Annotated in this window: 25 protein-coding genes; 8 read left to right on the plus strand and 17 right to left on the minus strand. The window is 69.6% G+C overall.

The genetic code is table 11. The features are described from left to right. Positions 1-4 precede the first annotated feature (4 nt). Positions 5-643: a maleylpyruvate isomerase N-terminal domain-containing protein gene (locus AB0B61_RS16810; RefSeq protein ID WP_358432255.1), complete on the plus strand. Its 639-nt coding sequence runs from the start codon at positions 5-7 to the stop codon at positions 641-643. 53 nt (positions 644-696) lie between these two features. Here the strand turns inward: AB0B61_RS16810 and AB0B61_RS16815 are convergent, their stop codons facing one another. Further along, entirely contained in the window at positions 697-1,278 is a 582-nt protein-coding gene (locus AB0B61_RS16815; RefSeq protein WP_358432257.1) for a helix-turn-helix domain-containing protein, read from the minus strand. Positions 1,279-1,351: 73 nt separating this feature from the next. On the opposite strand from AB0B61_RS16815, the gene AB0B61_RS16820 reads away from it, so the two are divergent. Both AB0B61_RS16820 and AB0B61_RS16825 read left to right on the plus strand, forming a co-directional pair. Further along, positions 1,352-2,527, plus strand: a complete 1,176-nt coding sequence (locus AB0B61_RS16820) for an FAD-dependent monooxygenase (RefSeq protein ID WP_358432259.1) — start codon at positions 1,352-1,354, stop codon at positions 2,525-2,527. Positions 2,528-2,594: 67 nt separating this feature from the next. Further along, on the plus strand, positions 2,595-3,419 hold the full coding sequence (locus tag AB0B61_RS16825) for an NAD(P)H-binding protein (protein ID WP_358432261.1): 825 nt from the start codon (positions 2,595-2,597) through the stop codon (positions 3,417-3,419). Here the strand turns inward: AB0B61_RS16825 and AB0B61_RS16830 are convergent. The 6 genes from AB0B61_RS16830 to AB0B61_RS16855 form a co-directional block, all read right to left on the minus strand. After that, a complete protein-coding gene (locus AB0B61_RS16830; protein WP_358432263.1) occupies positions 3,409-4,413 on the minus strand; it encodes an ABC transporter ATP-binding protein in 1,005 nt (334 codons plus the stop codon). The two genes, AB0B61_RS16825 and AB0B61_RS16830, sit on opposite strands and share 11 nt — an antisense overlap. Next, a complete protein-coding gene (locus tag AB0B61_RS16835; RefSeq protein ID WP_358432265.1) occupies positions 4,410-5,384 on the minus strand; it encodes an ABC transporter ATP-binding protein in 975 nt (324 codons plus the stop codon). Before AB0B61_RS16835 ends, AB0B61_RS16830 begins: the two co-directional genes overlap by 4 nt. Then, positions 5,381-6,265, minus strand: coding sequence for an ABC transporter permease (locus AB0B61_RS16840; RefSeq protein ID WP_358432267.1), 885 nt, complete (start codon positions 6,263-6,265; stop codon positions 5,381-5,383). Before AB0B61_RS16840 ends, AB0B61_RS16835 begins: the two co-directional genes overlap by 4 nt. Further along, positions 6,262-7,314, minus strand: a complete 1,053-nt coding sequence (locus tag AB0B61_RS16845; protein ID WP_358432269.1) for an ABC transporter permease — start codon at positions 7,312-7,314, stop codon at positions 6,262-6,264. The genes AB0B61_RS16840 and AB0B61_RS16845 overlap by 4 nt, the downstream gene beginning before the upstream one ends. Beyond that, positions 7,311-9,125 (minus strand): ABC transporter substrate-binding protein, encoded by a 1,815-nt coding sequence (locus tag AB0B61_RS16850; protein WP_358432271.1) that lies wholly within the window; start codon positions 9,123-9,125, stop codon positions 7,311-7,313. The genes AB0B61_RS16845 and AB0B61_RS16850 overlap by 4 nt, the downstream gene beginning before the upstream one ends. Before the next feature lie 118 nt (positions 9,126-9,243). Continuing rightward, a complete protein-coding gene (locus AB0B61_RS16855; RefSeq protein ID WP_358432273.1) occupies positions 9,244-10,872 on the minus strand; it encodes an ABC-F family ATP-binding cassette domain-containing protein in 1,629 nt (542 codons plus the stop codon). Between the two features lie 28 nt (positions 10,873-10,900). On the opposite strand from AB0B61_RS16855, the gene AB0B61_RS16860 reads away from it, so the two are divergent. Both AB0B61_RS16860 and AB0B61_RS16865 read left to right on the plus strand, forming a co-directional pair. Beyond that, the gene (locus tag AB0B61_RS16860) at positions 10,901-11,248 is read left to right on the plus strand and encodes a DUF2809 domain-containing protein (RefSeq protein WP_358432275.1); all 348 of its coding nucleotides are present in this window, start codon (positions 10,901-10,903) and stop codon (positions 11,246-11,248) included. A gap of 120 nt (positions 11,249-11,368) precedes the next feature. After that, positions 11,369-12,898 carry an amino acid permease gene (locus tag AB0B61_RS16865; RefSeq protein WP_358432277.1) on the plus strand — a complete coding sequence of 510 codons (1,530 nt, stop codon included), beginning with the start codon at positions 11,369-11,371 and terminating at the stop codon, positions 12,896-12,898. 28 nt (positions 12,899-12,926) lie between these two features. Here AB0B61_RS16865 and lipB read toward each other — a convergent pair whose 3' ends face one another. The 4 genes from lipB to AB0B61_RS16885 are packed head-to-tail and all read right to left on the minus strand — an operon-like array spanning position 12,927 to position 15,288. Further along, positions 12,927-13,562: a lipoyl(octanoyl) transferase LipB gene (lipB, locus tag AB0B61_RS16870; RefSeq protein ID WP_358432279.1), complete on the minus strand. Its 636-nt coding sequence runs from the start codon at positions 13,560-13,562 to the stop codon at positions 12,927-12,929. A gap of 20 nt (positions 13,563-13,582) precedes the next feature. Further along, the gene (locus tag AB0B61_RS16875; protein WP_219529398.1) at positions 13,583-13,765 is read right to left on the minus strand and encodes a PspC domain-containing protein; all 183 of its coding nucleotides are present in this window, start codon (positions 13,763-13,765) and stop codon (positions 13,583-13,585) included. A gap of 60 nt (positions 13,766-13,825) precedes the next feature. Further along, positions 13,826-14,338 carry an HAD domain-containing protein gene (locus AB0B61_RS16880; protein WP_358432281.1) on the minus strand — a complete coding sequence of 171 codons (513 nt, stop codon included), beginning with the start codon at positions 14,336-14,338 and terminating at the stop codon, positions 13,826-13,828. A 32-nt stretch (positions 14,339-14,370) separates the two neighbouring features. Then, positions 14,371-15,288, minus strand: a complete 918-nt coding sequence (locus AB0B61_RS16885; RefSeq protein WP_358432283.1) for an AraC family transcriptional regulator — start codon at positions 15,286-15,288, stop codon at positions 14,371-14,373. A gap of 74 nt (positions 15,289-15,362) precedes the next feature. Here AB0B61_RS16885 and AB0B61_RS16890 point away from each other — a divergent pair, with 74 nt between their 5' ends. Beyond that, positions 15,363-16,175 carry an NAD(P)H-binding protein gene (locus tag AB0B61_RS16890; RefSeq protein ID WP_358432285.1) on the plus strand — a complete coding sequence of 271 codons (813 nt, stop codon included), beginning with the start codon at positions 15,363-15,365 and terminating at the stop codon, positions 16,173-16,175. A 90-nt stretch (positions 16,176-16,265) separates the two neighbouring features. Here AB0B61_RS16890 and AB0B61_RS16895 read toward each other — a convergent pair whose 3' ends face one another. Genes AB0B61_RS16895 through AB0B61_RS16920 form a run of 6 tightly spaced genes read right to left on the minus strand, consistent with a single transcriptional unit; the run spans position 16,266 to position 22,500 of the window. Then, a complete protein-coding gene (locus AB0B61_RS16895; protein WP_358432287.1) occupies positions 16,266-17,072 on the minus strand; it encodes an ABC transporter ATP-binding protein in 807 nt (268 codons plus the stop codon). Continuing rightward, on the minus strand, positions 17,069-18,010 hold the full coding sequence (locus AB0B61_RS16900) for an ABC transporter ATP-binding protein (protein WP_358432289.1): 942 nt from the start codon (positions 18,008-18,010) through the stop codon (positions 17,069-17,071). The genes AB0B61_RS16895 and AB0B61_RS16900 overlap by 4 nt, the downstream gene beginning before the upstream one ends. Beyond that, the gene (locus tag AB0B61_RS16905; RefSeq protein ID WP_358432291.1) at positions 18,010-18,849 is read right to left on the minus strand and encodes an ABC transporter permease; all 840 of its coding nucleotides are present in this window, start codon (positions 18,847-18,849) and stop codon (positions 18,010-18,012) included. The genes AB0B61_RS16900 and AB0B61_RS16905 overlap by 1 nt, the downstream gene beginning before the upstream one ends. Beyond that, positions 18,846-19,760 carry an ABC transporter permease gene (locus AB0B61_RS16910; protein WP_358432293.1) on the minus strand — a complete coding sequence of 305 codons (915 nt, stop codon included), beginning with the start codon at positions 19,758-19,760 and terminating at the stop codon, positions 18,846-18,848. Before AB0B61_RS16910 ends, AB0B61_RS16905 begins: the two co-directional genes overlap by 4 nt. Positions 19,761-19,762: 2 nt before the next feature. Next, positions 19,763-21,370: an ABC transporter substrate-binding protein gene (locus AB0B61_RS16915; RefSeq protein WP_358432295.1), complete on the minus strand. Its 1,608-nt coding sequence runs from the start codon at positions 21,368-21,370 to the stop codon at positions 19,763-19,765. Further along, on the minus strand, positions 21,367-22,500 hold the full coding sequence (locus tag AB0B61_RS16920; RefSeq protein WP_358432297.1) for a C45 family peptidase: 1,134 nt from the start codon (positions 22,498-22,500) through the stop codon (positions 21,367-21,369). The genes AB0B61_RS16915 and AB0B61_RS16920 overlap by 4 nt, the downstream gene beginning before the upstream one ends. 114 nt (positions 22,501-22,614) lie before the next feature. Between AB0B61_RS16920 and AB0B61_RS16925 the strand changes: the two genes are divergently transcribed. Both AB0B61_RS16925 and AB0B61_RS16930 read left to right on the plus strand, forming a co-directional pair. After that, positions 22,615-23,496: a MurR/RpiR family transcriptional regulator gene (locus tag AB0B61_RS16925; RefSeq protein ID WP_358432299.1), complete on the plus strand. Its 882-nt coding sequence runs from the start codon at positions 22,615-22,617 to the stop codon at positions 23,494-23,496. Positions 23,497-23,537: 41 nt separating this feature from the next. After that, positions 23,538-24,368: an undecaprenyl-diphosphate phosphatase gene (locus tag AB0B61_RS16930; protein WP_358432301.1), complete on the plus strand. Its 831-nt coding sequence runs from the start codon at positions 23,538-23,540 to the stop codon at positions 24,366-24,368. Positions 24,369-24,383: the final 15 nt, after the last annotated feature.

A 24,383-nucleotide genomic window follows, 5' to 3' on the forward strand; every position in this document is an offset into this window, starting at 1 on the left:
GGACATGGGGGAGATCAGGGAGTCCTATCTGGTCGCCGCGTCGTCCGCGGTGGCGCTGCTGCGTGAGCCGGCCGTGGCCGCCGCGTGGGAGAAGCCGAGCGCGTTGACCGAGTTCAGCGTGGCCGGCCTGGCCGCGCACCTGGCCCACCAGATCGTCCGGGTCGACAGCCTGCTCGACGACGGCGGACCGATCGGTGAGCCGATCCCGCTGATCGAGCACTTCACCAGGTCGCCGTGGGTGCAGGCGGGTCTCGACCACGAGAGCAACGTGGGCATCCGGCGGGCCGGTGAGGTGGCCGCCGCCGACGGCCCGGTGGCGCTGGCCGCCAGGGCGGGCGAGCTGTTCGACCGGCAGCGGGTCGCCCTGCCCGCGCAGCCCAGCGACAAGGTGGTGTACCTGCCGTGGTCGGGCTGGTCGCTCCGGTTCGACGACCTGCTGCTCACCCGCCTGATGGAGCTGGTCGTGCACTCCGACGACCTGGCCGCCAGCGTGGGTGTGGAGACTCCCGAGCTGCCGCCCTCGGTCGTCGAGCCGGTCGTCGAGCTGCTGGCGCGGCTGGCCGTACACCGTCATGGCGCGACGGCGGTGATCCGCACCCTGAGCAGGGCCGAGCGGGCGCCCGCCACGATCAGCGCCTTCTGACCCGCGCTTTCAAACCCGCGCCACGATCAGCGCCTTCCGACCCACCCGAGAAGCTATCTCTGGACCATGCGCAGGGCCGCGACCACCTCGCGGCCCGACAGCGCGCTGTCGGGATCGATCAGCCACTGCGACAGGAACCCCGTCAGCATGGCCTGGTAGAACGTGCCGACCAGCCGCGCCCGTTCCGGCTCCGCCGCCGGGTCGATGCCCTCGAACAACTCCGCGAGCCCCTGTCGGCCCTCCTGAATGCCGGCCACGAGCTGCTCCCGGATGTCGGGCAGGTGGTCGATCTGGCCCAGCAGCTCGAACTGGGTGACCCAGAGCGGCCGCAGCCGGTCGAATGACTCGATCACCCGGTCCCATGCCGCCTCGAAGCGTTCGAGCGGCTCCGTGTTGGCCTTGACGTCGGCGGGCTTGACGTCGGCGGTCAGCGTCGCCGCCAGGTCGTCGCCCCACTCCCGCATCACCTCGAACAGCACCTCGTTCATCAGCGCGTCCTTCGACCTGAAGTGATAGCCGATGCCCGCCAGGCTCACTCCGGAGGCCGTGGCGATGTCGCGCGCCGTCGTGCGCGAGTAGCCCTTCTCGATCAGGCAGCGCTTGGCCCCGGCCAGCAGATCCTCACGATTTCCCATGCCCAGAGTCTAACACGAGCGTCTCAGAAATCCGTACTAGACAAGCGTCTGAGACGTGTGTACCTTTCAGGGCATGACGAACATCCTGATCTCCGGCGCGAGCATCGCCGGCACCGCGACCGCTTACTGGCTGCGGCAGCACGGCTTCACCCCCACCGTGGTGGAGCGGGCGCCCTCGATCCGCGAGGGCGGCTACAAGGTCGACATCCGCGGCGTGGCGCTCGACGTGGTCGAGCGGATGGGCCTGCTCGACGCGGTCCGCGCCAGGAGCACCGAGATGCGGATCGCGACGCACTACGACGGCAAGGGCCGGCGGATCGCGGAGATGGACGCCGACCTGTTCGGCGGGCGCGAGGGCGCCGACGCCGAGATCATGCGCGGCGACCTCAACGAGCTCCTCTACGACCTGACCCGCGACGACGTGGAATACCTCTTCGACGACTCGATCACCGGCATCGCCGAGGACGGGACGGTGACGTTCGAGCGGTCGGCGCCGCGGCGGTTCGACCTGGTCGTCGGGGCCGACGGGATGCACTCCAACACGCGCGGGCTGGTCTTCGGCGCGGAGTCGGCGTTCGTCCGCGACCTGGGCTACTACATCTCGATCTGTACGGTCCCCAACCGCCTGGGCCTCGACCGCGAGGAGGCGGTCCACGCCGCCCCCGGCCGGACCGCGAACGTCTACAGCACCAAGCAGGACAGCAACGCCAAGGCGCTGTTCATGTGGTCGTCGCAGCCGCTCGCCTACGACCGCCGCGACCTGGCCCAGCAGAAGGAGCTGCTGGCCCAGGCCATGGCCGGGGTCGAGTGGGAGGTGCCGGCGCTGCTGGAGGCCGTGCGCGGGTCGACGGACTTCTACTTCGACTCCGTCAGCCAGATCCACATGGACCGCTGGTCAAAGGGCCGGGTCGTGCTGGTCGGCGACGCCGCCTACTGCGCCTCGCCGGCGTCGGGCCAGGGCACCAGTCTCGCCCTGGTGGGGGCGTACGTGCTGGCCGGTGAGCTGGCCGCCGGCGGCGGCGTGGACGGCTACGAGCGGGAGATGCGCGCCTTCGTGGACGCCAACCAGCAGCTGGGCCCGGCCAACGTCAAGGGCATGGTGCTTCCCTCACGCGCGGTCATCTGGTTCCAGACCAGGATGCTCAGGCTGCTCCCCCACCTGCCCGGCCGCGACCGGATGATCGACCGCGTCACCGGGCCGATGGCCCGCGCCGCGACGGCCATCACGCTGAAAACTTATGTGGAATAAAGCATTCCGTTCTGGTAGAGTAAGGAATCGAACGTTCCGTTCCGCATAAAGCCAGAAGGAGCCTGTCATGACGATCCTCGTCACCGGTGCCACCGGAACCGTCGGCCGCCTCATCGTCGACGAGCTCGCCCGGAACGGGCACCAGGTGCGCGCCCTGACCCGCGACCCGGCCAAGGCCGGCCTGCCCGAGGGCGTGGAGGTCGTCGCCGGGGACCTGGCCGAGCCGGGCAGCCTGACGACCGCCTTCGAGGGCGTCCAGGCCGTTCACCTCATCAACTTCGCCGGCGACGACTACTCGCCGCTGAAGACCGGCGAGCAGATCGTGGAGCTGGCCGTCAAGTCGGGCGTGCGCAAGGTCACCGTCCTGGGCGGGCGCGCCGACGGCCCCCTGGAGCAGGCCCTGGCCGCCAGTGAGCTGGAGTGGACGCTGCTGACGCCGGTCGAGTTCATGTCCAACACGCTCCAGTGGTGGGCCCAGACGATCAAGGCCGAGGGCGCCATCAGGGAGCCGTTCGGCAGCCGGCTCAGCGCCATGGTGCATGAGCGTGACATCGCCGCGGTGGCGGCCACCGTGCTGACGAGCGATGGCCACGCGGGGAAGACGTACACGCTGACCGGCCCGCAGGCCGTCACCACCACGGAGAAGGTGCGCATCCTCAGCGACGCCGTCGGCCAGGAGATCCGCTTCGTCGAACTCTCCGAGGCCGAGGCCCGCGCGAAGTGGAGCGCCGACGGCATGGGCCCGGAGACGATCGAGTTCCTCATCGGCGCGCTCGGCAACACCCCCGAGGTCGGCTACACGGTGGTCCCGACCGTTGAGCAGGTCACCGGCCGGGCAGCGCGTTCCTTCGCCGAGTGGGCCGCCGAGCACGCCACGGCATTCAAGCGCTGAGCTCCGCGTAATGGCAGGCCGCCCGCGCCGCCGGAGCGGCGGGCAGGATGTCGAGCTGCTGCGACCTGCACTTGGCGTCCACGCCCGCCTCGGCCGCCTTGCCGGAGGCGAGCACCTGGCAGCGGGCGTGAAAGCGGCAGCCGCCCGGGATCCGCGTCGGATCCGGCGGCTCGCCCATGAGCACGATCCGCTCGGGCGACTCCGGCAGCACCGACATCAGGGCCTGCGTGTACGGATGGCGCGGCGCGGTCAGCACCTGCTCGACCGGCCCCACCTCGACGATCCGGCCGAGGTACATGACCGCGACCCGGTCGGCGATGTTCCAGGCCAGCCCGAGGTCATGGGTGACGACCAGCGCCGACAGGCCCAGGTCCGTGCGGAGCCGGAGCAGCAGCGCGAGGATCTCGCCCCGCACCGAGGCGTCCAGCGAGGCCACCGGCTCGTCGGCGACCAGCACCTTCGGGTTGAGGGCCAGCGCGCCGGCGATGACCACGCGCTGACGCTGCCCGCCCGACAGCTCGTGCGGGTAGCGCAGGAAGAACCGCTCAGGAGGCCGCAGCCCGGCCCTGGACAGCGCCTCGGCCACGATCTCCCGCTCGCCGGACAGGCCGTGGATGCGCGGCCCCTCGGCGACCGCCTCATAGACGGTGTGCCGCGGGTTCAGCGAACCCATCGGGTCCTGGAGGACCAGCTGAACGACCTTCCGGTACGCCTTGAGCGCCTTGGAGTGGTAGTCCAGCTCCTTACCGTCATAGACGACCGACCCCGACGTGGGCCGTTCCAGGCCCATCAGCGTGCGCGCCAGGGTGGTCTTGCCGCAGCCGGACTCACCGACGAGGGCGACGATCTCGCCCGCGCCGATCGCCAGGTTCACCCCGTCGACCGCGCGGGCCCGCCGCCCGCGCGACGGGAACTCCACGTGCAGGTCACGGGCCTCCAGCAGGGTGGTGTGCCCCGTGGCGACGGTCTCCGAGGACGTCTCCGTCTCGGTCATGAGGCCTCCTCCTTCGCCCGTACGTGCACGCAGGCAGCGGTACGGCTGTCGCCCGCGGGCCAGAGCCCGACATCGAGGGTCGCGCACTCCTCCAGCGCCACCGGGCAGCGCGGATGGAAGGCGCAGCCGGTGGGCAGGTCCATCGGGTCCGGCGGATCGCCGCCGAGGCCCTTGGGCGCCAGCCGCGACACCGGGTCGCCGACCGTGGGGAACGCCGCCGCCAGTGCCCGCGTGTAGGGGTGCTTGGCCTCGTGGAACACCTCGCGCGACGGGCCGTGCTCCACGACGCGGCCGGCGTACATGACCGCGAGCTGCCCGCAGACGTCGGCGAGCACCGACAGGTCGTGCGAGATCATGATCAGCGAGATGTTCCGCTCGGCGATCAGCTCTTTGATCAGCGTCAGGACCTGGGCCTGGACCATCACGTCGAGCGCGGTCGTCGGCTCGTCGGCGATGATCAGCCGGGGCGAGCAGGCCAGGGCCATCGCGATCATCACACGCTGCCGCTGGCCGCCGGACAGCTCGTGCGGGTAGCTGCGGGCCCGCCAGGCGGGCAGGCCGACCTGTTCGAGCAGCTCGGCCACCCGCTTGCCGGCCTGGTCGGGCTTGGCCAGGTTGTGCACCAGCAGCGGCTCGGCGATCTGGTCGCCGATCTTGCGAACCGGATTGAGACCGTGCTGGGCGCCCTGGAAGACGATCGACGCCTCGGCCCAGCGGACCGCGCGCATGCGGCCCCATTTCATGGCCAGGATGTCCTCGCCGTCGAGCAGGATCCGGCCGCCGACGCGGGCGTCACGCGGCAGCAGCCGCAGCAGCGCCATGGCCAGCGTCGACTTGCCGGATCCCGACTCACCGGCTACCCCGAGCGCCGCGCCTGACTCCAGCTTCAGCGACACTCCCCGTACGGCGGGCACCTCGCCGGAGGCGATCCGGTAGGTCACCGAGAGGTCGTCGAGTTCGAGGAGAGTCATGCGCCCGCCTTCCTGAGTCGCGGGTTGAGCACGGCTTCCAGCGCGCGTCCCACCAGCGTGAACGCCATCACGACGGCCAGGATGCAGAGGCCGGGAATGAGGATGTACCACCACGCGCCCTGGGTGGCGGCGCCGAAGTCGTAGGACGCGCGCAGCATCGTGCCCCAGGAGGTCTTGTTCGAGCTGACGCCGAGGAAGGCCAGCGTGGATTCGGTGACGATCGCGCTGGCGACCTCCAGCGTGGTGCTGGCCAGCAGCAGCGGCGCCACGTTCGGCAGCACGTGCCGCGTGGTGATGTGCCAGTGCCCGCCGCCGAGCGCCTTGGACCGCTCGATGTACGGCCTGGCCTCGACGGACAGCGTCTGAGACCTGATCAGCCGGGCGGTGGACGGCCAGGTGGTGATGCCGATGGCCACGATGATCGTGGCCGTGCTGCCGCCCAGGATGGCCGCCAGCACCAGCGCGGTGATCAGCGAGGGCAGCACCAGGAACCAGTCGGTGACCCGCATGAGCGCGGCCCCGATCCAGCCGCGGAAGTGCCCGGCGGCGATGCCGATGACCATGCCGATCACGATGCTCAGCAGGGCGGCGAGGAAGCCGATGAGCAGCGAGGTACGCGAGCCCCACCAGACCATCAGCAGGACGGACCGGCCGGACTCGTCGGTGCCGAAGGGTTCCGCGAGGCTGGGCGCCGCCCACTTGGCGCCCGTGCCGGACACCACGCTGGTCACGCCGTCGCTGATGAACAGGGGCGCGACCAGCGCCAGAAGAACCGCGGTGACGAGCACCACCAGCCCGGCCATCCCGGCCCGCTCCTGACGGAAACTGCGCCAGAAGCGGCCGAGCGCCAGACGCCTGCGGGACGTGGCCACGGCGGTCATGCCGACCTCACCCTCGGGTCGATGATGTGATAGACCACGTCGGCCAGCGTGTTCATGAGGATCACGGCCACCGTGATCAGCATGAACGTGCCCTGCATGAGTGTGAAGTCAGGCACCCTGACCGCCTCGTAGAACAGCTGCCCGAGCCCCGGCCAGCTGTAGATCGTCTCGACGGTGACCGCGCCGCCGACCACGAAGCCGATGCGCATGAAGACCAGCGTCACCGTCGGCAGCAGCGCGTTGGGGACCGCGTGGCGGCGGCGCACCTGGTCGTCGCGCAGGCCCTTGGCGCGGGCCACGTTCACGTAGTCCTGGCTGACCTCCTCCAGCAGCGACGAGCGCATGACCAGCAGGTATTGGGCATAGACCACGGCCACGAGGGTCAGGCACGGCAGCACCATGTGCATGCCGACGTCGAGCACGTAGGCGAAGCCGTCGGGCGCGTCCACGCTCTCGATTCCCCGGGTCGGGAAGATGCCGGGAATCGGGCCGATCCCGACGCCGAACACCATGAGCAGGAGCAGCCCCAGCCAGAACGTCGGCATGGACCACAACACCAGCGAGATGCCCGTGGAGACCTGGTCGAAGCGGCTGCCGCGCTGCCATCCGGCCCGCTGGCCCTGCCAGATCCCGAGGCTGACCGCGATGACCAGGCCCCCGCCCGCGAGCAGCAGCGTCGCGGGGAAGCGCTCGCCGATGAGGCTGAGGACCGGCCGGTTGTACTCGTAGGAGGTGCCCAGGTCGAGGTGGAGCGTCTTGCCGACGAAGTCGAAGAACTGGTCGATCAGCGACTTGTCCAGGCCGAGCCGGTGCCGTTCCAGGGCGAGCTGCGTCGGGGTCATGTTGCGGCCCTGCGCGAGGTTGCGCACGGGGTCGCCGGGCAGCAGCCGGAACACGAAGAACGTGCCGACGATCACCATCGCGATGCTGAACAACGCCCCGCCGACCTTCGACAGCGCGTACTTCAGCGTGCCGCGGTAGGCGGGGCGGTCATCACCGGAGCCCGCCGCCTGGACGGCGGGCTCCGCTGCTTCGAGCGGTGTGGTCATTCGCGCTCGTCGGCGACGCTCTTGCGACGCCGGGTCAAGAGGAAGGCCACGAGTCCGATGACCACCACGCCGCCGACCACACCGGCGATGAGGCCGGTGTTGGAGCCGCCGTCGCTGCCGGCCGCACTGGTGCCGCCGGTGGCCTTGACGTCCATGGCGTAGAACGGGTAGCCGCTGCTGCCGCCGTAGATCAGGCCCTTGTCCTCGGGAACCGGGGTGATGCTGGTGATGCGGTCCTTGCGGTAGCCCTCAAGGTCGTTCGGGTAGTAGATCGCGATCACCGGAGCGTCGGTGTAGAGGCGCTCCTGCATCTTCTTGATGATCTCGACGCGCTTGGCCCGGTCCAGCTCCTTGAGCTGCTCCTGGTAGAGCTTCTCGAAGGTCGGGTCGCAGTAGAACGACTCGGTGCCGCCACCCTCGCCCGACGGGGTGGGCCGGCGGCTGCACAGGTGCGTGGCCAGGACCTCTTCGGGGTCGGGGTTGACCGACCAGCCGCTGATCGCGATGTCGTAGAGCCCCGTGACGCCCGTCTGCTCGCTGAACTTGCTGGAGTCGAGCTTCACCGTGGTCAGCGTGACGCCGATCTCCTTGAAGAAGCCCGTCAGGTATTCGGCGAGCTTGTCCTCGATCGGGGTGTCGGTGTGGATGCTGAAGCGGAACTCCAGCTTCCTCTTGCCGTCGGGCATCGTACGGACGCCGTCGGCGCCCTTCTTGTAGCCGGCGTCGTCGAGGATCTTGTTGGCCTTGGCGACGTCGTAGGTGACCTTCTGGTCGCCCGTGGCCTCCCAGAAGAACTCCTTGTACAGCGGCGGGATGATCGAACCGTCGGCGGGCTTGGCCAGGCCGCTCTGCACCTCGTCGGCCAGCTTCTGCTTGTCGATCGCGTAGTGCAGCGCGGTGCGCACCTTCGGGTCCTTCAGCGCGGGGTGACCGTCGCCGACAGGCTTGTTGTCCGTGGTGGTGGCGCCGGGGTTGACCTCCAGGTACGCCGCGCGGCGGCCCTGGGTGTTCCACTGCTCGATGTTGGGGTCACCCTTGATCGACTCGAAGTCCGGCGGCGTCATGCGGCCGATCAGGTCGATGTCACCCTTCTTCAGACCGGCGATGGCGGCCTGCGGGTTGTCATAGAAGATGAACTGCAGTTCGTCGACCTTGGGCTTGCCCCGCCAGTAGTCGGGGTTGGCCTTGAGCTTGACGAACTGGTCCTTCTTGTGCTCGACCGCGATGTACGGCCCGCTGCCCACGGCCGGGTAGACGTCGGCCTCGTACTTGGCCATGTCGGTGACCTTCTCCCAGACATGCTTGGGCATGATCGGGATCGGGTTCTCCAGCATGGACGCCTGCGGCGCCTTGGTCTTGATGGTCAGTTCCTGGCCGTTGGCGGTGACGCTCTCGAAGTTCTCGACGGCCGGACCGTTGGCGGTCTTGGCCGCGTCATCCGTCATGACCTTGTTGAACGTCCAGGCCGCGTCCTCGGCGGTGACCGGCTGACCGTCGGACCACTTGGTGCTGCGGATCTTGAAGACCCACGTGAGCCCGTCGGGCGAGGTCGTCCACGACTCGGCCAGGTCCGGGCTGGGCTTGAGCGTCTTGGGGTCGGGCGTGGTCAGGAAGCTGTACATCTCGCGCTGGACCGCCGACGAGACCAGCCTGACCGCCAGGAAGGGGTTCATCGAGTCCATCGACTGCGTGGCGCCGATGCGGACGATCTTCTTCCCCGCTGCCGGTTCCGCGGCTTGGGCCGCCTGGCCCTGACCTGCGACTAATACCGCTACGCCCAGCAGAGCCAGGCGTGCGAACCATTTCCTCATTGTGCCTCACCTTCAGGCGGGGGTGTCCTGTGTAGAGAAAGGCACACCATACGAACACTGCGTGTCAACGAGGTCCGGAAAATTGTTTCATCTTCGTTTCCTTGAGCGGTGTAAATTTTCAGACCGACTCGAGAACTGACCCGTCGCTCAGTCTCAGGCGACGATCGACGTGCACGGCGTCGAGCATCCGCCGGTCGTGGGTGACGAGCAGCAGCGTGCCTGGATAGCTCGACAAGGCCGACTCCAGCTGCTCGATCGCGGGAAGGTCGAGATGGTTCGTCGGCTCGTCCAGCACGAGTAGATTAACGCCTCTAGCCTGCAGCAACGCCAGTGCCGCGCGGGTACGCTCGCCGGGCGACAGCGTGTCGGCGGGCCGCAGCACGTGCGCGGCCCGCAGCCCGAACTTCGCCAGCAGCGTCCGCACCTCGGCGGGCGGCAGCTCCGGTGTCTGCGCGGCGAACGCGTCGAGCAGCGGCTCCCCGCCCTCGAACAGCCCTCTGACCTGATCCACCTCGCCGACCACCACGCCCGGCCCGAGGGTGGCGTGCCCCTCGTCGAGCGGGGTACGGCCGAGCAGCGCGGCCAGCAGCGTCGTCTTGCCCGAGCCGTTGGACCCGGTGATCGCCACCCGCTCGGCCCAGCCGATCTCCAGGTCGACCGGGCCGAGCGTGAACGCGCCCCGCCTGACCACCGCGCCGCGCAGCGTGGCCACCACCGCGCCGGAACGCGGCGCGGCGGCGATCTCCATCCGCAGCTCCCACTCCTTGCGCGGCTCCTCGACCACCTCGAGGCGTTCGATGAGCTTCTCCGACTGGCGGGCCTTGGCGGCCTGCTTCTCGGTGGTCTCGATGCGCGTGTTGCGGCCGATCTTGTCGTTGTCGGTCGCCTTGCGCCGGGCGTTCTTGACGCCCTTCTCCATCCAGGCCCGCTGCGTCCTGGCGCGGGACTCCAGCTGGGCGCGGGTGTCGGCGTACTCCTCGTACCGCTCGCGGGCGTGCCTCCTGGCCACCTCGCGCTCGTCCAGGTAGGCCTGGTAGCCACCGCCGTACAGGCGGATCTGCTGCTGGGCCAGGTCCAGCTCCAGCACCTTGGTGACGGTCCTGGCCAGGAACTCCCGGTCGTGGCTGACCACCACCGTGCCGGCCCGCAAGCCCTGGACGAAGCCCTCCAGCCGGTCGAGCCCGTCGAGGTCGAGGTCGTTGGTCGGCTCGTCGAGCAGGAACAGGTCGTAGCGGCTGAGCAGCAGCGAGGCCAGCCCCGCGCGGGCCGCCTGGCCGCCCGACAGCGAGGTCATGGGCTGGTCCATGCCCACCGGCAGCCCGATCTCCGCCGCCCGCTCCTCCAGGTCGGCGCCGCCGAGCGCGAGCCAGCGCTCCAGCGCGACGCTGTAGGCGTCGTCGGCGCCCGGCCGCGCCTCGACCAGGCCCTGGGTGGCGTCGTCGAGCTCCCGCTGCGCCTGCTCCACGCCGGTGCGCCTGGCCAGGAACCGCCCGACCGTCTCACCGGGGCGGCGCTCCGGCTCCTGCGGCAGGTGGCCGACCGTGGCCGTGGCCGGGCTGAGGCGTATGGAGCCCTGCTCGGGCCGGTCGATCCCGGCCAGCAGGCGCAGCAGCGTGGACTTCCCGGCGCCGTTGGCCCCGACGAGCCCGATGACGTCGCCGGGGGCCACCACCAGATCCAGGTTCGAGAACAGGATCCGCTCGCCGTGCCCCGCCGCAAGGTCCTTGACCACCATCGTCGCGCTCATGTAGGCCGATGCTACTAACGTGAGCCAAATGTCTCGCTGGGCCGCGCTCGCCGCCGCTGTCGTCACCGTCCTGGCCGGGCTGGGGGTGCGGCTGCTGTGGGACGGACCGTTCGCGAAGTACGCGGGCGACGCGCTCTACACGGTCCTGATCTACCTGCTCGTCGTGCTCGTCCTGCCGCGAGTCCGGCCGTTGTGGGCCGCCCTGGGGGCGACCGCGCTGAGCTGGGCGATCGAGTTCGCCCAGCTCTGGGAGATCCCGCCACTGCTCCAGCCGCTGCTGGGCAGCACGTTCAACCCGCCCGACCTGTTCTGGTACGCCGTGGGCGCCGCCGTGGCTTGTACTGCGCATTTAGCGACGAGGTCCACATTTAGGTAAAGAACGGTCCTTACCAGCTCGAAACTCCGCTGTAACGCCTTGCCTGTGACATGGAAATGGTCTAGAGATAGACCAAATCCTAGAGAGTCCTCCGCCGCGCATCCCCCCAAGGAGACCTCAATGACCACAGAAGAGGATTCCAGGCGCCTCGCCGAGCTCGGTTACAAACAGGAGCTGTCAAGGACCTGGAGCGGTTTCTCCAATTTCGCCATCTCCTTCTCCATCATCTCGATCCTCGCCGGCTGCTTCACCACCTTCGGCCAGGCCTGGAACAACGGCGGTCCCATCGCCATCTCCTGGGGCTGGCCGCTGATCTCCATCTTCATCCTGATCATTGGTCTCTGCATGTCGGAGCTGGTCTCCGCGTACCCGACGGCGGGCGGCATCTACTGGTGGGCCGCCACGATGGGCAAGCCGATCCACGGCTGGTTCACCGGCTGGCTCAACCTGATCGGCCTCATCGCGGTCACCGCGTCGGTCGACTACGGCTGCGCGACATTCCTGAACATCACCATCAACCGGCTCACCGGCGGCGGCTGGGACGCCTCGCTCGGTAACGCGTTCCTGCTGTTCGTGATCATTCTGGTGCTGCACGCGCTGATCAACATCTACAGCCACCGGCTCATCTCCATGCTGCAGAACGTCTCGGTCTGGTGGCACGTGGCGGGTGCCGCGATCGTGGTGGCGATTCTGATCTTCGCTCCGAGCCACCACCAGACGGTCGGTTTCGTCTTCACCGACACCATCAACAACTCCGGCTTCGGCGACGGCGACGGCGGCATACCGTTCTGGTTCTACGTGCTGCCGCTGGGCTTCCTGCTCACCCAGTACACGATCACCGGCTTCGACGCCTGCGCGCACGTGTCGGAGGAGACGCAGGGCGCCTCAACGGCGGCCGCCCGCGGACTCTGGCAGTCGATCTTCTACTCGGCGATCGGCGGCTGGATCCTGCTGCTGGCCTTCCTGTTCGCCGCGACGAACGTGGACGAGATCAACAAGCAGGGCGGCTTCGTGGGCGCCATCTTCGAGACCGCGCTCTCCTCGCCGCTGGCCACCGCGGTCTTCGCGATCTCCACGATCGGCCAGTTCTTCTGCGGGATGAGCTGCGTGACCTCGATGTCGCGGATGACCTACGCGTTCTCGCGAGACGGCGCCGTGCCGGGCTGGCGGCTGTGGTCGAAGGTCGACCGCAACCGGACGCCGGTCAACGCGATCCTCGCCGGCTGCGTGGTGGCCGCGCTGATCACGCTGCCCGCGCTCTGGGCGCCGGCCGGCTCGACCACTCCGGTGGCCTTCCTCGCCGTCGTGTCGATCGCGGTCATCGGGCTCTACCTGGCGTTCCTCATCCCGATCTGGCTGCGGCTGCGCATGGGCGACGACTTCCGGCCCGGCCCGTGGACGCTTGGCCGGAAATATCGGGTCATGTGCTGGATCGCGTGCATTGAGATCGTGATCATCTCGATCTACTTCATCATGCCGATCAAGCCCTCGGCGATCCCCGGCAACGAGAACTTCACCTGGACGGACGTGAACTACGCGCCGGTCCTGGTCGGGGTCGTGCTGCTCGGCATCGCCCTGTGGTGGAAGCTGTCGGCCAAGCACTGGTTCACCGGGCCCCGCCGGACCATCGACGAACTGCCCATGCCTTAGGACGTGTCTTAAGACGCTAGGACGTGTCTTAGGACGCTTCGAAAGCCGTGGCCACGGCCGCGCGGACGGTCTCCATGGACGTGGCCTCCAGCTCTCTCTTGAGCGAGGTCATGTCCACGTCGGGCATGCCGCAGGCGACGGCCCAGTGCCACGGCTCCAGGTCGCCGTCGACGTTGAGCGCGAAGCCGTGGCTGGTGACGCCACGGCTCTGCCGCATCCCGATGGACACGACCTTGCGCCCCGTCTCGGACGTCCAGACGCCGGTCAGCAGCTCGGAGCCGGGCGGGGTGTCGCGGCGCTCCGCGGGCAGCCCCAGCGCGCCCAGGGCCTCGACCAGCCGGAGCTCGACCTCCCGTACGTAGTCGACGATGCCCTCCTCCTCGCCCAGCTTGACGATGAGGTAGCCGACGAGCTGGCCGGGACCGTGGTAGGTGAGCTGGCCCCCGCGGCCGGTCTCGACCACGGGGATGCCGCGCGACGGGTCCGGCAGGTGGGTCACCGGCGTACGGCGACCGACCGTGTAGACCGACGGGTGGCTCAGCAGCCAGAGCGTGTCCGGCCGCTCGTCTCGTTGGCGCTCACCGACGAGGTCGGTCATGCGCTCCATCGCCTTGTCGTAATCGACGAGCTCATCCTGGACGAGTGTCAGCGGCCTAGCCCTCATGCGTTCCAGGATAGGTCGCCCTAGTAGCGCTTCGGCTCCTCGGGGACGAGGATCCACATGGCCACGTAGACCACCCAGAGCGGGCCGGGGATGAGCGACAGCAGCAGCCAGAGGATCCGGACGAGGGTGGGGGGCAGGCCCATCTTGTCGGCGAGACCGCCGCAGACGCCGGCCAGGATTCTGTGCTCTCGTGAGCGGTACATCGTTTCCTCCGTGTGGTTGCACCTATCTGGAAAACGGATGTCCAGGCAGGAGATATCCCACTAGGCACCCTGAGAAAACCCTGAGAGGGTCAGCCACTCGTGCGCCTGAGCGAGGTGTTGGCTGGTCAGACCCTTTCTCGGATCAACATGAATGAGCAGGAAATCATCGAGACCCTGAGTGCCCCTGAGGTATTCCTCGTCCTCCAGCCACACCTGATCGTCGAACCACACGAACGGTCTGCGACCGACATAGGCGGCTACGTGCGGGGTTTTAAACATTTCCCCGTACAAACCGCCTTGTTCCGATCCCGGTCCCATGGGGATGACGGGCAGCGCGGGCAAGCCGAGCCGGGGCCCGATCCACTCGTTGGCGTGCTCCTCCCAGGTCGTCGCCCAGACCAGCTCGGCCCCGGTGACCAGGGCCAGCTCCAGCAGCCTGGTGCCGTGCCTGGCGTTGAGCTGCACGGTGTAGACCTGGTCGCCGACCGTGCAGTGGTAGCGGCGGAAGTCGGGCGTGGGCCGGCTGAACGGGTTGAGCACCCCGTCGACGTCGATCAGCAGCAGCGGTCTCATCGGACCGCCCGGCGCCCCTGCGGGCTGCGGTCTCACCGGACCGCCCCCCGATGCTCCTGCGGGCTGACGCCGCGCACCCGCTTGAAGGCCGCGCTGAGCGCGAACGGGCTGCCGTAGCCGACCTGCCTGGCCACCGAGCCGACCGTCGCGTCGGGCTCGCGCAGCAGGTCGGCGGCCAGAGCCAGCCGCCAGCCGGTCAGGAACGCCATGGGCGGCTCGCCGACCAGCTCGGTGAAGCGCCTGGCCAGCGAGGCCCGCGAGACGCCCACCTGCGCGGCCAGCGCGGCGACCGTCCACGGGTGGGCCGGGTTGTTGTGCAGCATCCGCATGGCCCGGCCCACCACCGGATCACTCTGCGCCCGATACCAGGCCGGCGCCTCGTGGGTGGCGAACCACGACCGCAGCACGGAGATGAGCAGCAGGTCGAGCAGCCGGTCGAGGACCGCCTCCTGCCCCGGCTGCTCCTTGACGATCTCGGCGCCCAGCAGCGGGACGAGCGGGTCGCCCCGCTGGACCAGCAGCGTCGGCAGCGCCTCCAGCAGCCGCCTGCTCACCTCCCCCTCCATGAGGTAGGCACAGGTGATCATCACGGTCTCGCCGTCCGCGGAGTTGCCCCAGGTGCGTACGCCCAGGTCCATGGCCTGGGCGAGCGACACTCCATCGACCGTCGTGCAGTGCTGGCCGGGGTGGATGACGATCTGCGGCGGCGTGGCGGGGTTGTCGGCCACCGTGTACGGCTTGGGCCCGCGGATGATCGCCACCTCCCCGGGGCACATCCGGACGACGTCCCCCTCATCGGGCACCACCCACGCCTCCCCGCGCACCATCACCACCACCGTGAGCGGAGCCTCGTCCTGGATACGCAGCGACCAGGGCGGATCGAGCATACAGCGGAGCATGAAGGCGCCCCTAGCCCGCGGACCGTCGAGGAGGGCGGCAAGCTGGTCCATGGGTTAGACGATCGCATATGGGATTGCGCTTCTCAAGCATGGAGAGTCTCAGGCTTCGGCGGCTTACTTGAGTCATGACAACTTTGGTGCTGGGCGGCACCGGCAAGACCGGCCGCCGTGTGGCGAACAGGCTCACCGTTCTCGACCACCCGTGGCGGATCGGCTCCCGCTCCGCGCGACCGCCCTTCGACTGGACCGACCGATCCACGTGGGCGCCCGCGCTGGACGGCGTCGACTCCGTGTACGTGACCTACTATCCCGACCTCGCCTTCCCCGGCGCCCTCGAAGACGTCCACGCCTTCGCCTCGCTCGCCGTGGCCGGCGGCGTCGGCCGGCTGGTCCTGCTCTCCGGCCGGGGCGAGCCCATGGCCGAGGCGGCCGAGCAGGTCGTCCAGTCGTCAGGGGCCGACTGGACGATCGTGCGGTGTAGCTGGTTCATGCAGAACTTCAGCGAGGGCTACCTGCTGGACCCGGTGCTCGAAGGGGTCATCGCGCTGCCGATCGCGGACGTGCCCGAGCCGTTCGTGGACGTGGACGACATCGCGGACGTCGTGGTGGCGGCGCTGACCCAGGAGGGCCACGGCGGCAAGCTGTACGAGCTGACCGGGCCGAGGCTGCTCACCTTCGCGGACGTGGCCGCCGAGCTGTCCAAGGCGACGGGCCGGGACATCGTCTACCTACCGGTGACGGCTGAGGAGTTCGCGGCCGGGGCCCGCGAGCAGGGCGTGCCGGAGGACGAGATCGAGGGCCTGAACGGGCTGTTCGCCGAGGTCCTGGACGGCCGCAACGCCTACCTCGCCGACGGCGTCCACCAGGCGCTCGGCCGGCCCGCCCGGGACTTCACCGACTACGCCACCGCGAACAAGTCCGCCTGGACCGCGCGCTGACGCACCGCCTGGACCGACCCTACGCACCGCCTGGACCGACGCTACGCACCACCTGGACCGTGCGGTCAACGCACCACCTGGACCGTGGGCTCAACGCACCACTTTGGCCGGATCCCAGCCGGGGCCGGGCACCGAGGCCAGCAGCAGGCGCGTGTAGGGGTGCTCGGGCTCGGCCAGCACCCGCTCGACCGGGCCCCGCTCCACGACCACCCCCCGATGCAGCACCAGCGTCTCCTCGCACAGGTGCCGGACCACGGCCAGGTCGTGGCTGACGAACAGCAGGGCCACGCCCGCGTCGCGACGTACCTGGGCCAGCAGTTCCAGGATCTGGGCCTGGATGGAGACGTCGAGCGCGGCCACGGCCTCGTCGAGCACCAGCACCGACGGCTCGACCGCGAGCGCCCTGGCGATGGCGAGGCGCTGCCGCTGGCCGCCGCTCAGCTGGTGCGGGCGCGCTCCGGCCTCGCGGCTGCCCAGGCCCACCTGGTCGAGCAGCTCGGCGGCGCGAGCGGGCGGCTTGCCGTGCAGGCGGAGCGAGGTGTGCAGGCATTCGGTCGCGGTCAGCCGGGGGTCCAGCGAGAGGTAGGGGTCCTGGAAGACCATCTGGATCTCGCGTGCTCTTCGGAGCCTGGCCGCTTTGCCGCGCTCCTTCGGGCCGCGGGCGCGGCCGGCCACGGTGATCGTGCCGGAGTCGGGGGTGACCAGGCCGACGAGCATGCGGGCGATGGTGGTCTTCCCGGAGCCGGACTCGCCGACCAGCCCGAGCGAGCCGCCCGGCGCCAGCTCGAAGGAGACCTCGTCGGCGGCCACGGTGCCCTGGAAGGACTTGCTGAGCTTCTCTACGGCCAGCATCTGATTTCGTACGGGCGGCACCGAGCCGTGAGCGGCGAGCATCATGCCTCCACGAGGCGGCAGGCGGCCGAGCCGCCCGCGACGGTCAGGGGGCGCGGCTGCCAGGAGTCGCAGTCGCCGGTGGCGTGCGGGCAGCGTGGCGCGAACGGGCAGCCGGTGAACGCGTCGTCGAGAGACGGCGGCCGGCCGGGGATGGGGCGGATCGGGCGCGGGTCGCCGAGCTCGGGCGTGCAGGCGAGCAGCCCGGCCGTGTACGGGTGCCTCGGGTCCGCGAAAAGTTCCTTGGCCGGCCGGGACTCCACCACCGCACCGGCGTACAGCACGTGCACCCGGTCACAGTAGGCGGCGGCCAGGTGCAGGTCGTGCGTGATGAACAGCATGCCGAGCTCCCGTTCGGCCTGGATGCGGCGCAGCAGCGCGAGCGTCTCGGCCTGGGTGGTGACGTCGAGCGCGCTGGTCGCCTCGTCGGCCAGCAGCAGGGCGGGGTCGGCGGCCAGCGCGGCGGCGATGACCACGCGCTGGAGCATGCCGCCGGACAGCTCGTGCGGATACTGCCGCACGCACCGCTCGGGATCGTGCATGCCGACGGCGGCCAGCAGCTCCAGCGCCCGCGTACGGGCCTCCTCCTTGGACCGGCCCAGGGTGAGCATCATGCGTTCGGTGAGGAAGTCGCCGATCCGGCGTACCGGGTTGAGCGACGAGCGCGGATCCTGGTAGATCATCGACACCTGGGCGGCCCGCAGGTCCCTGAGCGCCGCGGGGCTCATCGAGAGCACGTCGTCGCCGGAGACCAGCACCCGGCCCGACACCCGCGCCCTCTGCGGCAGCAGGCGCAGCACCGCGCGGGCGATCGTGGACTTGCCCGAGCCGGACTCGCCGACCAGGCCGACGACCTCGCCCTTGCCGACGCTCAGCGACACCTCGCGCAGGATCGGCCGCCGGCCGCCCGCCTCGATCGTGAGGTCCTCCACGGAGAGCAGCATCAGATTCCCCTCACGCCCATGCGGTCGGCGAGCCGTACGCCGATCACGTTGAACGACACGACCACCAGGGCGATGGCCGCACCGGGCACCAGCACGGGCAGGAAGGCGCCCTGCACGATGGCCGGCTGCCCCTCCTTGACCATGAGGCCCCAGTCGGACGACGGCGGCTGCGCGCCGAACCCGAGGAAGCTCAGCGTGGCCAGGCTCATCAGCCCCTCGCCGAACAGCACCACGAGGTAGCCGACGATCGAGCGCCCCATGTTCGGCACCAGGTGGCGCACGCAGATCGCCAGCCCGCCCATGCCCTGCACCCGATAGGCGTCGATGTAGGGCTTGCCGCACTCGGCCAGCGCGACGCTCCTGGTGTACTTGGCGATCGTCGGCGCGTAGGCCAGGCCCAGCGCGATGACCGCCGTGGTCATGCCGTTGCCGAAGACGGCCACGATCAGCACCACGAACAGCAGCCCGGGGAAGGCGTACATCACGTCGGTCACCCTGGACACCACCGCGTCGACCCAGCCCCGGTGCCAGGCGGCCAGCGTGCCCAGGGCGACGCCGAGGGCCGAGGCGATGGCCAGCAGCAGCAGGGGGCCGACCAGCGAGGTGCGGGCGCCGTACAGGATGCGAGTGAGCAGGTCGCGGCCCGACTGGTCGGCGCCGAGCAGGTGCTCGGGCGAGACCGGCGCGAGCGAGGCGCCGAAGTCGACCGCGTCCGGCTCGAACGGCGTGATCAGCGGCGCGCACACCGCGCCGACCACGACCAGGCCGAGGAAGGCGGCGGCGAGCAGGTAGCCGAGCGGCCGGGCCGGGCGCGGGGACAGCGTTGCGACAGCGGTCATGCCCGCCTCCTTGCTCGGGGGTCGATCAGCGGCTGGACCAGCTCCACCAGCGTGGTCACCACGATGTAGGCGGTGACCATGAGCAGCAGCACCGCCTGCGTCACGGGGAAGTCGTGCGTGTTGATCGCGTTGACCAGCAGCGAGCCGATGCCGCTGAGGCCGAACGCGGTCTCCACGGTCACCGTCCCGGCCAGCATCCCGGCGGTCACCAGCCCGCACATGGTCACGATCGGGCCCAGCGCGCCGCGGAAGACGTGCCTGACCACGATCAGCCGCTCGGACAGCCCGGAGGCGCGGGCGACGGTCACGTGGTCGAGCTCGCGCTGCTCGACCATGGCCTGCCTGGTGACCCGGCTGATGATCGCCAGCGCGCCGAGCGCCAGCGTCACGGCCGGCAGCGTCAGGTGCCAGAGCGAGCCGCCGCCCATGACGGGGAACCAGCCGAGCCGGACGCCGAACAGCGAGATCAGCACGGTGGCCACCACGAACGGCGGCACGGAGGTGGCGAACGTCGTGCCCGCCACCACCGCCGCGTCGGTCCGCCCGCCGCCTACCGCCGCCAGCACGCCCAGCGCGATGCCGAACACCACGAACAGCACGGCCGCGTAGGCGACCAGCCCGAGCGTGCTCGGCAACCGCGCCGCCAGCAGATCGCCCACCTGGTCGTTGTACTGCGTGGACCGGCCCAGGTCGCCGGTCACGGCGTCGCCGAGCCAGCGCCCGAACTGGACGAGGAACGGGTCGTCCAGGTGGTACTGCGCGCGGACGGCCGCCAGGTATTCGGGCGTCAGGTTCTCCTTGCCGCCCGCCAGGAACGTCACCGGGTCGCCGGGCGCCGCGTACGACGCCCCGAAGATGACGAACGAGGTGACCAGCAGCGTCGCGAGCACCCCCGCCAGCTTGCGGATCATGCTCAGCCCTTGGCCCCGAGGTCGGCGGCCCACGGGTAGCCCATGTAGACCTGGGAGGCGGGCGGCCCGGTCACCTTGCCGCCGAGCACGACCGCGGACGGCACCTCGACGAGCGAGATCCACACCATGTCGGCGGTGAAGCGCCGCTGCAGCTCGATGACGTCCTTGGCGCGCTGGGCGTCGTCGGTGCCCGCCAGCGCCTTCGCGACGAGCGCGTCATATTCGGGCGAGCTGAAGCCGACCCAGTTGTTGGCCGAGCCCGTCAGGCCGTTGTCGTAGAAGCCGATCGGGTCGGACTTGGTGATGTACCAGTCGTCGGGCACCAGGTCGACCTGGGCGCGCAGCGCCTTGTCGGTGTAGAAGCTGCCGAACTCCGACGGCGGCACGGTCTTGATCTGCGCGGTGAGCCCGATCTTCTTGGCCGCGTCGACCACCGCGTTGGCGATCACCGTACGGGTCTCGTCCCCGTTGGTGGCCACCACGATCGGCTCCTTGGGCGTTCCGGCCTCCTGGACCAGCTTCTTGGCCTCGTCGAGAGACGGCGTCTCGGGCGCGCCGGCCAGCTGGTCGTAGGCGGCCTGGAAGGCCTGCTTCTCGTACGACCAGGCGCCCGCGCCCACCGGCACCTTCCACGGCCTGGCCAGCCCGGCGAACCCGGACTTGGCGATGCCCGCCCGGTCGACCGCCAGTGACAGCGCCCGGCGGATCTTCGGGTCCTTCAGCACGCCGCGGTCGGTGGGCAGCAGCACGAACACCCGCGTGGTGGGCCCGTAGGCGACATTGACCGCCTGGTTGCCCTGCAGCGCGACCGCAGGGCCGGTGCTGGAGAGGTAGGCGCCATCGGCCGCGCCCGTCGTCAGGCTGTTGACCAGCGCGGTGTCGCCGGCCCATTTGAAGGTCACCGTCTTGGTGAGCGGCTTGACGTCCTTGTTCCAGTAGGCGTCATAGCGCTCGATGGACAGCTCGGTGCCCGACTTCCAGTCCTTCACCTGGTACGGCCCGCTGCAGGCATCCGGGTGGCCCGGCGTGCCGTACTCCTTGCCGAGCTTGTCCACGACCTTCTGGTTCAGCACGATGCCCGCGCCGCCCGCCATGGCCTGGACGAACAGCGCGTTCGGCTTCTTGAACGCGATCGTGACCTGGCCCTCGCCGGACTTGCTGATCGACTCGACGTCCTCGAACTCGTCGGACTCGTCCATCCCCTCGCCCGAATGCCGCTTCAGGCTCCACACGACGTCCTCGGCGGTGACCGGCGAGCCGTCGTGGAAGGTGGCGTCCTTGCGCAGGGTCATGACCATGGTCTTGGGGTCGGGCTGGTCGACCTTCTCGGCCAGCCACGGCTTGACCGTCATGTCGGGCTGCGTCTGCATGAGCCGCTCGCAGACGTTGGCCAGGACCGTGCGGTTGTCGGTGTTGCCGTCGATGTCCATGTCCAGCGTGCCCGGCTCCTCGTCGAGCAGCCAGGTGGCCGAGTCGAGCGCGCCGGTCGCCTTGGCCGTCTGGTTCACCAGCGTGAGCTTGGCCGGGTCGGGCGCCTTGGTCGTGGCGGCCGGGCCACCGCACGCGGCGGTGAGACCGATCAGCCCGGCCACAGCGAGTGTCTTCTTCACAACGTCTCTTCTCCGTGCGGTCCGTCGTAGAGGTTCCAGGGCACGCGCTCGTACTCGTGGTCGCAGGGCGTGCCGGCGGCGATCAAGTAGTCGCCCGTGGTGAGGTCGACGCAGCTCGACAGCAGGGTGGCCCACTGCTTGACAGGGGGCTGGCTCTCGTCCGGGTGGGTGCAGAGCGACTCGGGGTAGCCGAGGTGGTCGGACATGGCGTGCCTGATCAGCTTGCGCGCCTCGTCGCTGCCGGACGCGTGGCGTACGGCCCGCAGCCCGCCCTCCGCGCGCGGCACCCGGAACAGCGAGTCGGCCGAGCCGGGGCGGTAGGTGGCGGCCAGCTGGGGCGGCATGAACGCCTGGTAGTGGTTGCCGTGCACGAGCAGTCCGTCGGTGGGATACATCCAGCCGACCGCGCCGGGCGTGGTCTCCAGGTCGATCGCGAAGCCGGCGCGGTGGGTGACCAGCGCGTTGCTGGCGATGTGGGCCCGCGACTTGGTCAGCGCCTCCAGCGCCGAGTTGAGGTCGGCGCTGTCGAGGACCCGGCGCCTGATCAGCGTCTGCGGCACGCCGATCGCGTCGTCGAAGCGGCCGCCGAGCCCGTTGGCGTTGAGCGCGATGCCCGCCGAGTTGGCCCCCTGCCGCCCGACCTGGCCCGCCTCGACGTGCATGATCACGGTGGGCTTGCCCGGCTGGACCACCCTGAGCACCATGACCGTGTCGGCCACGCCGGCGCGCCAGTCCCAGTTCTGGCCCGCGTAGACGTGGCCGTCGCCGGACGCCTGCTCCAGCATGGCGAAGGAGGTGCACCCGTCCGGCTCCATGGAGTTGAACGTGGTGTCGTAGATGATCTCCCCGCGCGCGTTCAGCGCGACGATGTCGAGGAACTCGACGCCGGCGCCCTCCGCGATGCCCTCCATCTCCTCGACCAGGTCGGGGGCGAAGGCCTTGCTCGGCTCCACCCAGCGCGCCGCCCGCTGCGTCACCTGGGGCCAGGCCAGGCCGCTGGAGTGGGCGAACGCCTCGGCGTAGTAGGCCAGCGCCCGGTGGATCCGTTCGCGGGCCTGCTCGCCGTACTGGCGCCCGCGTTCTCGCGGAGCTCCGGCGATCTCGACGACGGGCAGGGAAGTGAGGCTCAATGGTGCTCCTTGGACCGGCCGATGCCTGTAACGTTCATTTCAGTGAGGCAACGAGTCCGTAGCGGTCGTTTCCAGGAAAGAGTAATGAGCGCTACACAGGAGTCAAGGTTCGTAATGGAAAATTCACACAGTCCGATCGAGCAGCTCAGGAACACGGTCAAGCAGCTCTGGGACGAGCTGTCGCCCGCCGAGCGAGCCGTGTGCCAGTTCTTGATCTCCGCTGCGCCCGAGCAGATCCTCTTCTCCAGCGCGCAGGAGCTGGGCGCGGCGTCCGGCACGAGCAACGCCACCGTGATCCGCACCATGCAGCGGCTCGGCTTCGGCGGGCTGCCGGGGCTCAAGCGGGCGCTCGCCGGTGAGTTCACCTCGTCCGTCGCGCCCGACGTACGCATGCGGCAGCGCATCAGCCATGTCGGCCACGACCTGTCGGCGATCTGGGACCGGGTCTTCGACGAGGCCCGCGAGCGCCTCGACCACTGCCGCCGGCTCTATGACACCGAGGCGTTCCAGCGCGCGCTCGAGGTGATGGCCCACGCGAGCTCGGTGCTCGTCTACGGCGCGGGCGCCTCCGAGCCGTCGGCCCGCTACTTCGCGCTCAAGCTGGGGCGCCGTGGCCACCGGGCCCGCGCGGTCTCGGCCACCGGCTTCGCGCTGGCCGACGACCTGCTCTCGCTCCAGCACGGCGAGGCCGTCGTCATCTTCCAGCCCGGCCGCAAACTCAGGGAGCTCACGGTCCTGATCGACCGGGCGCACGCGGTGGGCGCCGGCGTGATCCTCATCTCGGATGAATTGGGGGGCACTTTCGCCGACCGCGTCGACGCCGTACTGGCCGCCCCCCACACGCCCACCGGCATCAGCGCCGAGCCGCTGACCGGCATCATCGTGGCCGACGCACTGCTGCTGGCGCTCGACTCGCTCGACGAGACCCGCTCCGTCGAGCATTCACACCAACTGACCGCACTCCGCGAGCAACTGCTGGGCCCCCGTATCCGCTAGCCTCGCCTCGTCACTTACGCGGGTATGGGGAAGGTGTAGCCGTGATCGGCTGGTTCGAAGCGGTGGTGCTGGGGCTGATTCAGGGCCTCACGGAGTTCCTGCCGATCTCTTCCAGCGCGCATATCCGCGTGGTCTCCGCCTTCTTCGGCTGGCAGGATCCGGGGGCCGCGTTCACGGCGGTGATCCAGCTCGGCACCGAAACGGCCGTGCTGATCTACTTCAGGAAAGAGATCTGGGAGATCATCTCCACCTGGACCCGCGCCCTGTGGACGCCCGAGCTACGCAGCCACTACGCGGCCCGCATGGGCTGGTACGTGATCGTCGGATCCCTGCCCATCGGCATCCTGGGCCTGGTGTTCAAGGACCAGATCGAGACGGTCTTCCGCGACCTGCGCCTGGTGGGCACCACGCTGATCGTCTTCGGCATCATCCTCTGGTTCGCCGACCACACCGCCCGCAACAGGCTCACGCTGGAGAAGCACCTGAGCTTCACGCACGCCATCGTCTATGGCTTCGCGCAGGCTCTGGCGCTGATCCCCGGCGTCTCCCGCTCCGGTGGCACGATCACGGCGGGCCTGCTGCTCGACTATCGGCGCGAGGACGCCGCCAAATACTCCTTCCTGCTGGCCATCCCCGCGGTCCTGTCGTCGGGCCTGCTGGAGGTCGCCCAGATCGGCGAGGGACAGGCACCCGCCTGGGGGCCGACCATCGTGGCGACGGTCATCTCGTTCATCGTCGGCTATGCGGCGGTGGCCTGGTTCCTGAAGTACATCAGCAACCACCGCTTCACCGGGTTCGTCATCTATCGCATCCTGCTCGGGCTGTTCGTCATCCTCGCGGTCACCATCGGCTGGATCCCCGCCCAGGGCTGAGCCGCTTTCAGCGCG

It is taken from the genome of Nonomuraea sp. NPDC049158 (genome assembly GCF_040648335.1).
Taxonomy (GTDB): domain Bacteria; phylum Actinomycetota; class Actinomycetes; order Streptosporangiales; family Streptosporangiaceae; genus Nonomuraea.

Coding starts and splice junctions, on each gene's coding strand:
- AB0B61_RS16810 (WP_358432255.1), top strand. CDS start 5: ATGGGGGAGATCAGGGAGTCCTATCTGGTCGCCGCGTCGTCCGCGGTG.
- AB0B61_RS16815 (WP_358432257.1), bottom strand. CDS start 1,278: ATGGGAAATCGTGAGGATCTGCTGGCCGGGGCCAAGCGCTGCCTGATC.
- AB0B61_RS16820 (WP_358432259.1), top strand. CDS start 1,352: ATGACGAACATCCTGATCTCCGGCGCGAGCATCGCCGGCACCGCGACC.
- AB0B61_RS16825 (WP_358432261.1), top strand. CDS start 2,595: ATGACGATCCTCGTCACCGGTGCCACCGGAACCGTCGGCCGCCTCATC.
- AB0B61_RS16830 (WP_358432263.1), bottom strand. CDS start 4,413: ATGACCGAGACGGAGACGTCCTCGGAGACCGTCGCCACGGGGCACACC.
- AB0B61_RS16835 (WP_358432265.1), bottom strand. CDS start 5,384: ATGACTCTCCTCGAACTCGACGACCTCTCGGTGACCTACCGGATCGCC.
- AB0B61_RS16840 (WP_358432267.1), bottom strand. CDS start 6,265: ATGACCGCCGTGGCCACGTCCCGCAGGCGTCTGGCGCTCGGCCGCTTC.
- AB0B61_RS16845 (WP_358432269.1), bottom strand. CDS start 7,314: ATGACCACACCGCTCGAAGCAGCGGAGCCCGCCGTCCAGGCGGCGGGC.
- AB0B61_RS16850 (WP_358432271.1), bottom strand. CDS start 9,125: ATGAGGAAATGGTTCGCACGCCTGGCTCTGCTGGGCGTAGCGGTATTA.
- AB0B61_RS16855 (WP_358432273.1), bottom strand. CDS start 10,872: ATGAGCGCGACGATGGTGGTCAAGGACCTTGCGGCGGGGCACGGCGAG.
- AB0B61_RS16860 (WP_358432275.1), top strand. CDS start 10,901: ATGTCTCGCTGGGCCGCGCTCGCCGCCGCTGTCGTCACCGTCCTGGCC.
- AB0B61_RS16865 (WP_358432277.1), top strand. CDS start 11,369: ATGACCACAGAAGAGGATTCCAGGCGCCTCGCCGAGCTCGGTTACAAA.
- lipB (WP_358432279.1), bottom strand. CDS start 13,562: ATGAGGGCTAGGCCGCTGACACTCGTCCAGGATGAGCTCGTCGATTAC.
- AB0B61_RS16875 (WP_219529398.1), bottom strand. CDS start 13,765: ATGTACCGCTCACGAGAGCACAGAATCCTGGCCGGCGTCTGCGGCGGT.
- AB0B61_RS16880 (WP_358432281.1), bottom strand. CDS start 14,338: ATGAGACCGCTGCTGCTGATCGACGTCGACGGGGTGCTCAACCCGTTC.
- AB0B61_RS16885 (WP_358432283.1), bottom strand. CDS start 15,288: ATGGACCAGCTTGCCGCCCTCCTCGACGGTCCGCGGGCTAGGGGCGCC.
- AB0B61_RS16890 (WP_358432285.1), top strand. CDS start 15,363: ATGACAACTTTGGTGCTGGGCGGCACCGGCAAGACCGGCCGCCGTGTG.
- AB0B61_RS16895 (WP_358432287.1), bottom strand. CDS start 17,072: ATGATGCTCGCCGCTCACGGCTCGGTGCCGCCCGTACGAAATCAGATG.
- AB0B61_RS16900 (WP_358432289.1), bottom strand. CDS start 18,010: ATGCTGCTCTCCGTGGAGGACCTCACGATCGAGGCGGGCGGCCGGCGG.
- AB0B61_RS16905 (WP_358432291.1), bottom strand. CDS start 18,849: ATGACCGCTGTCGCAACGCTGTCCCCGCGCCCGGCCCGGCCGCTCGGC.
- AB0B61_RS16910 (WP_358432293.1), bottom strand. CDS start 19,760: ATGATCCGCAAGCTGGCGGGGGTGCTCGCGACGCTGCTGGTCACCTCG.
- AB0B61_RS16925 (WP_358432299.1), top strand. CDS start 22,615: ATGGAAAATTCACACAGTCCGATCGAGCAGCTCAGGAACACGGTCAAG.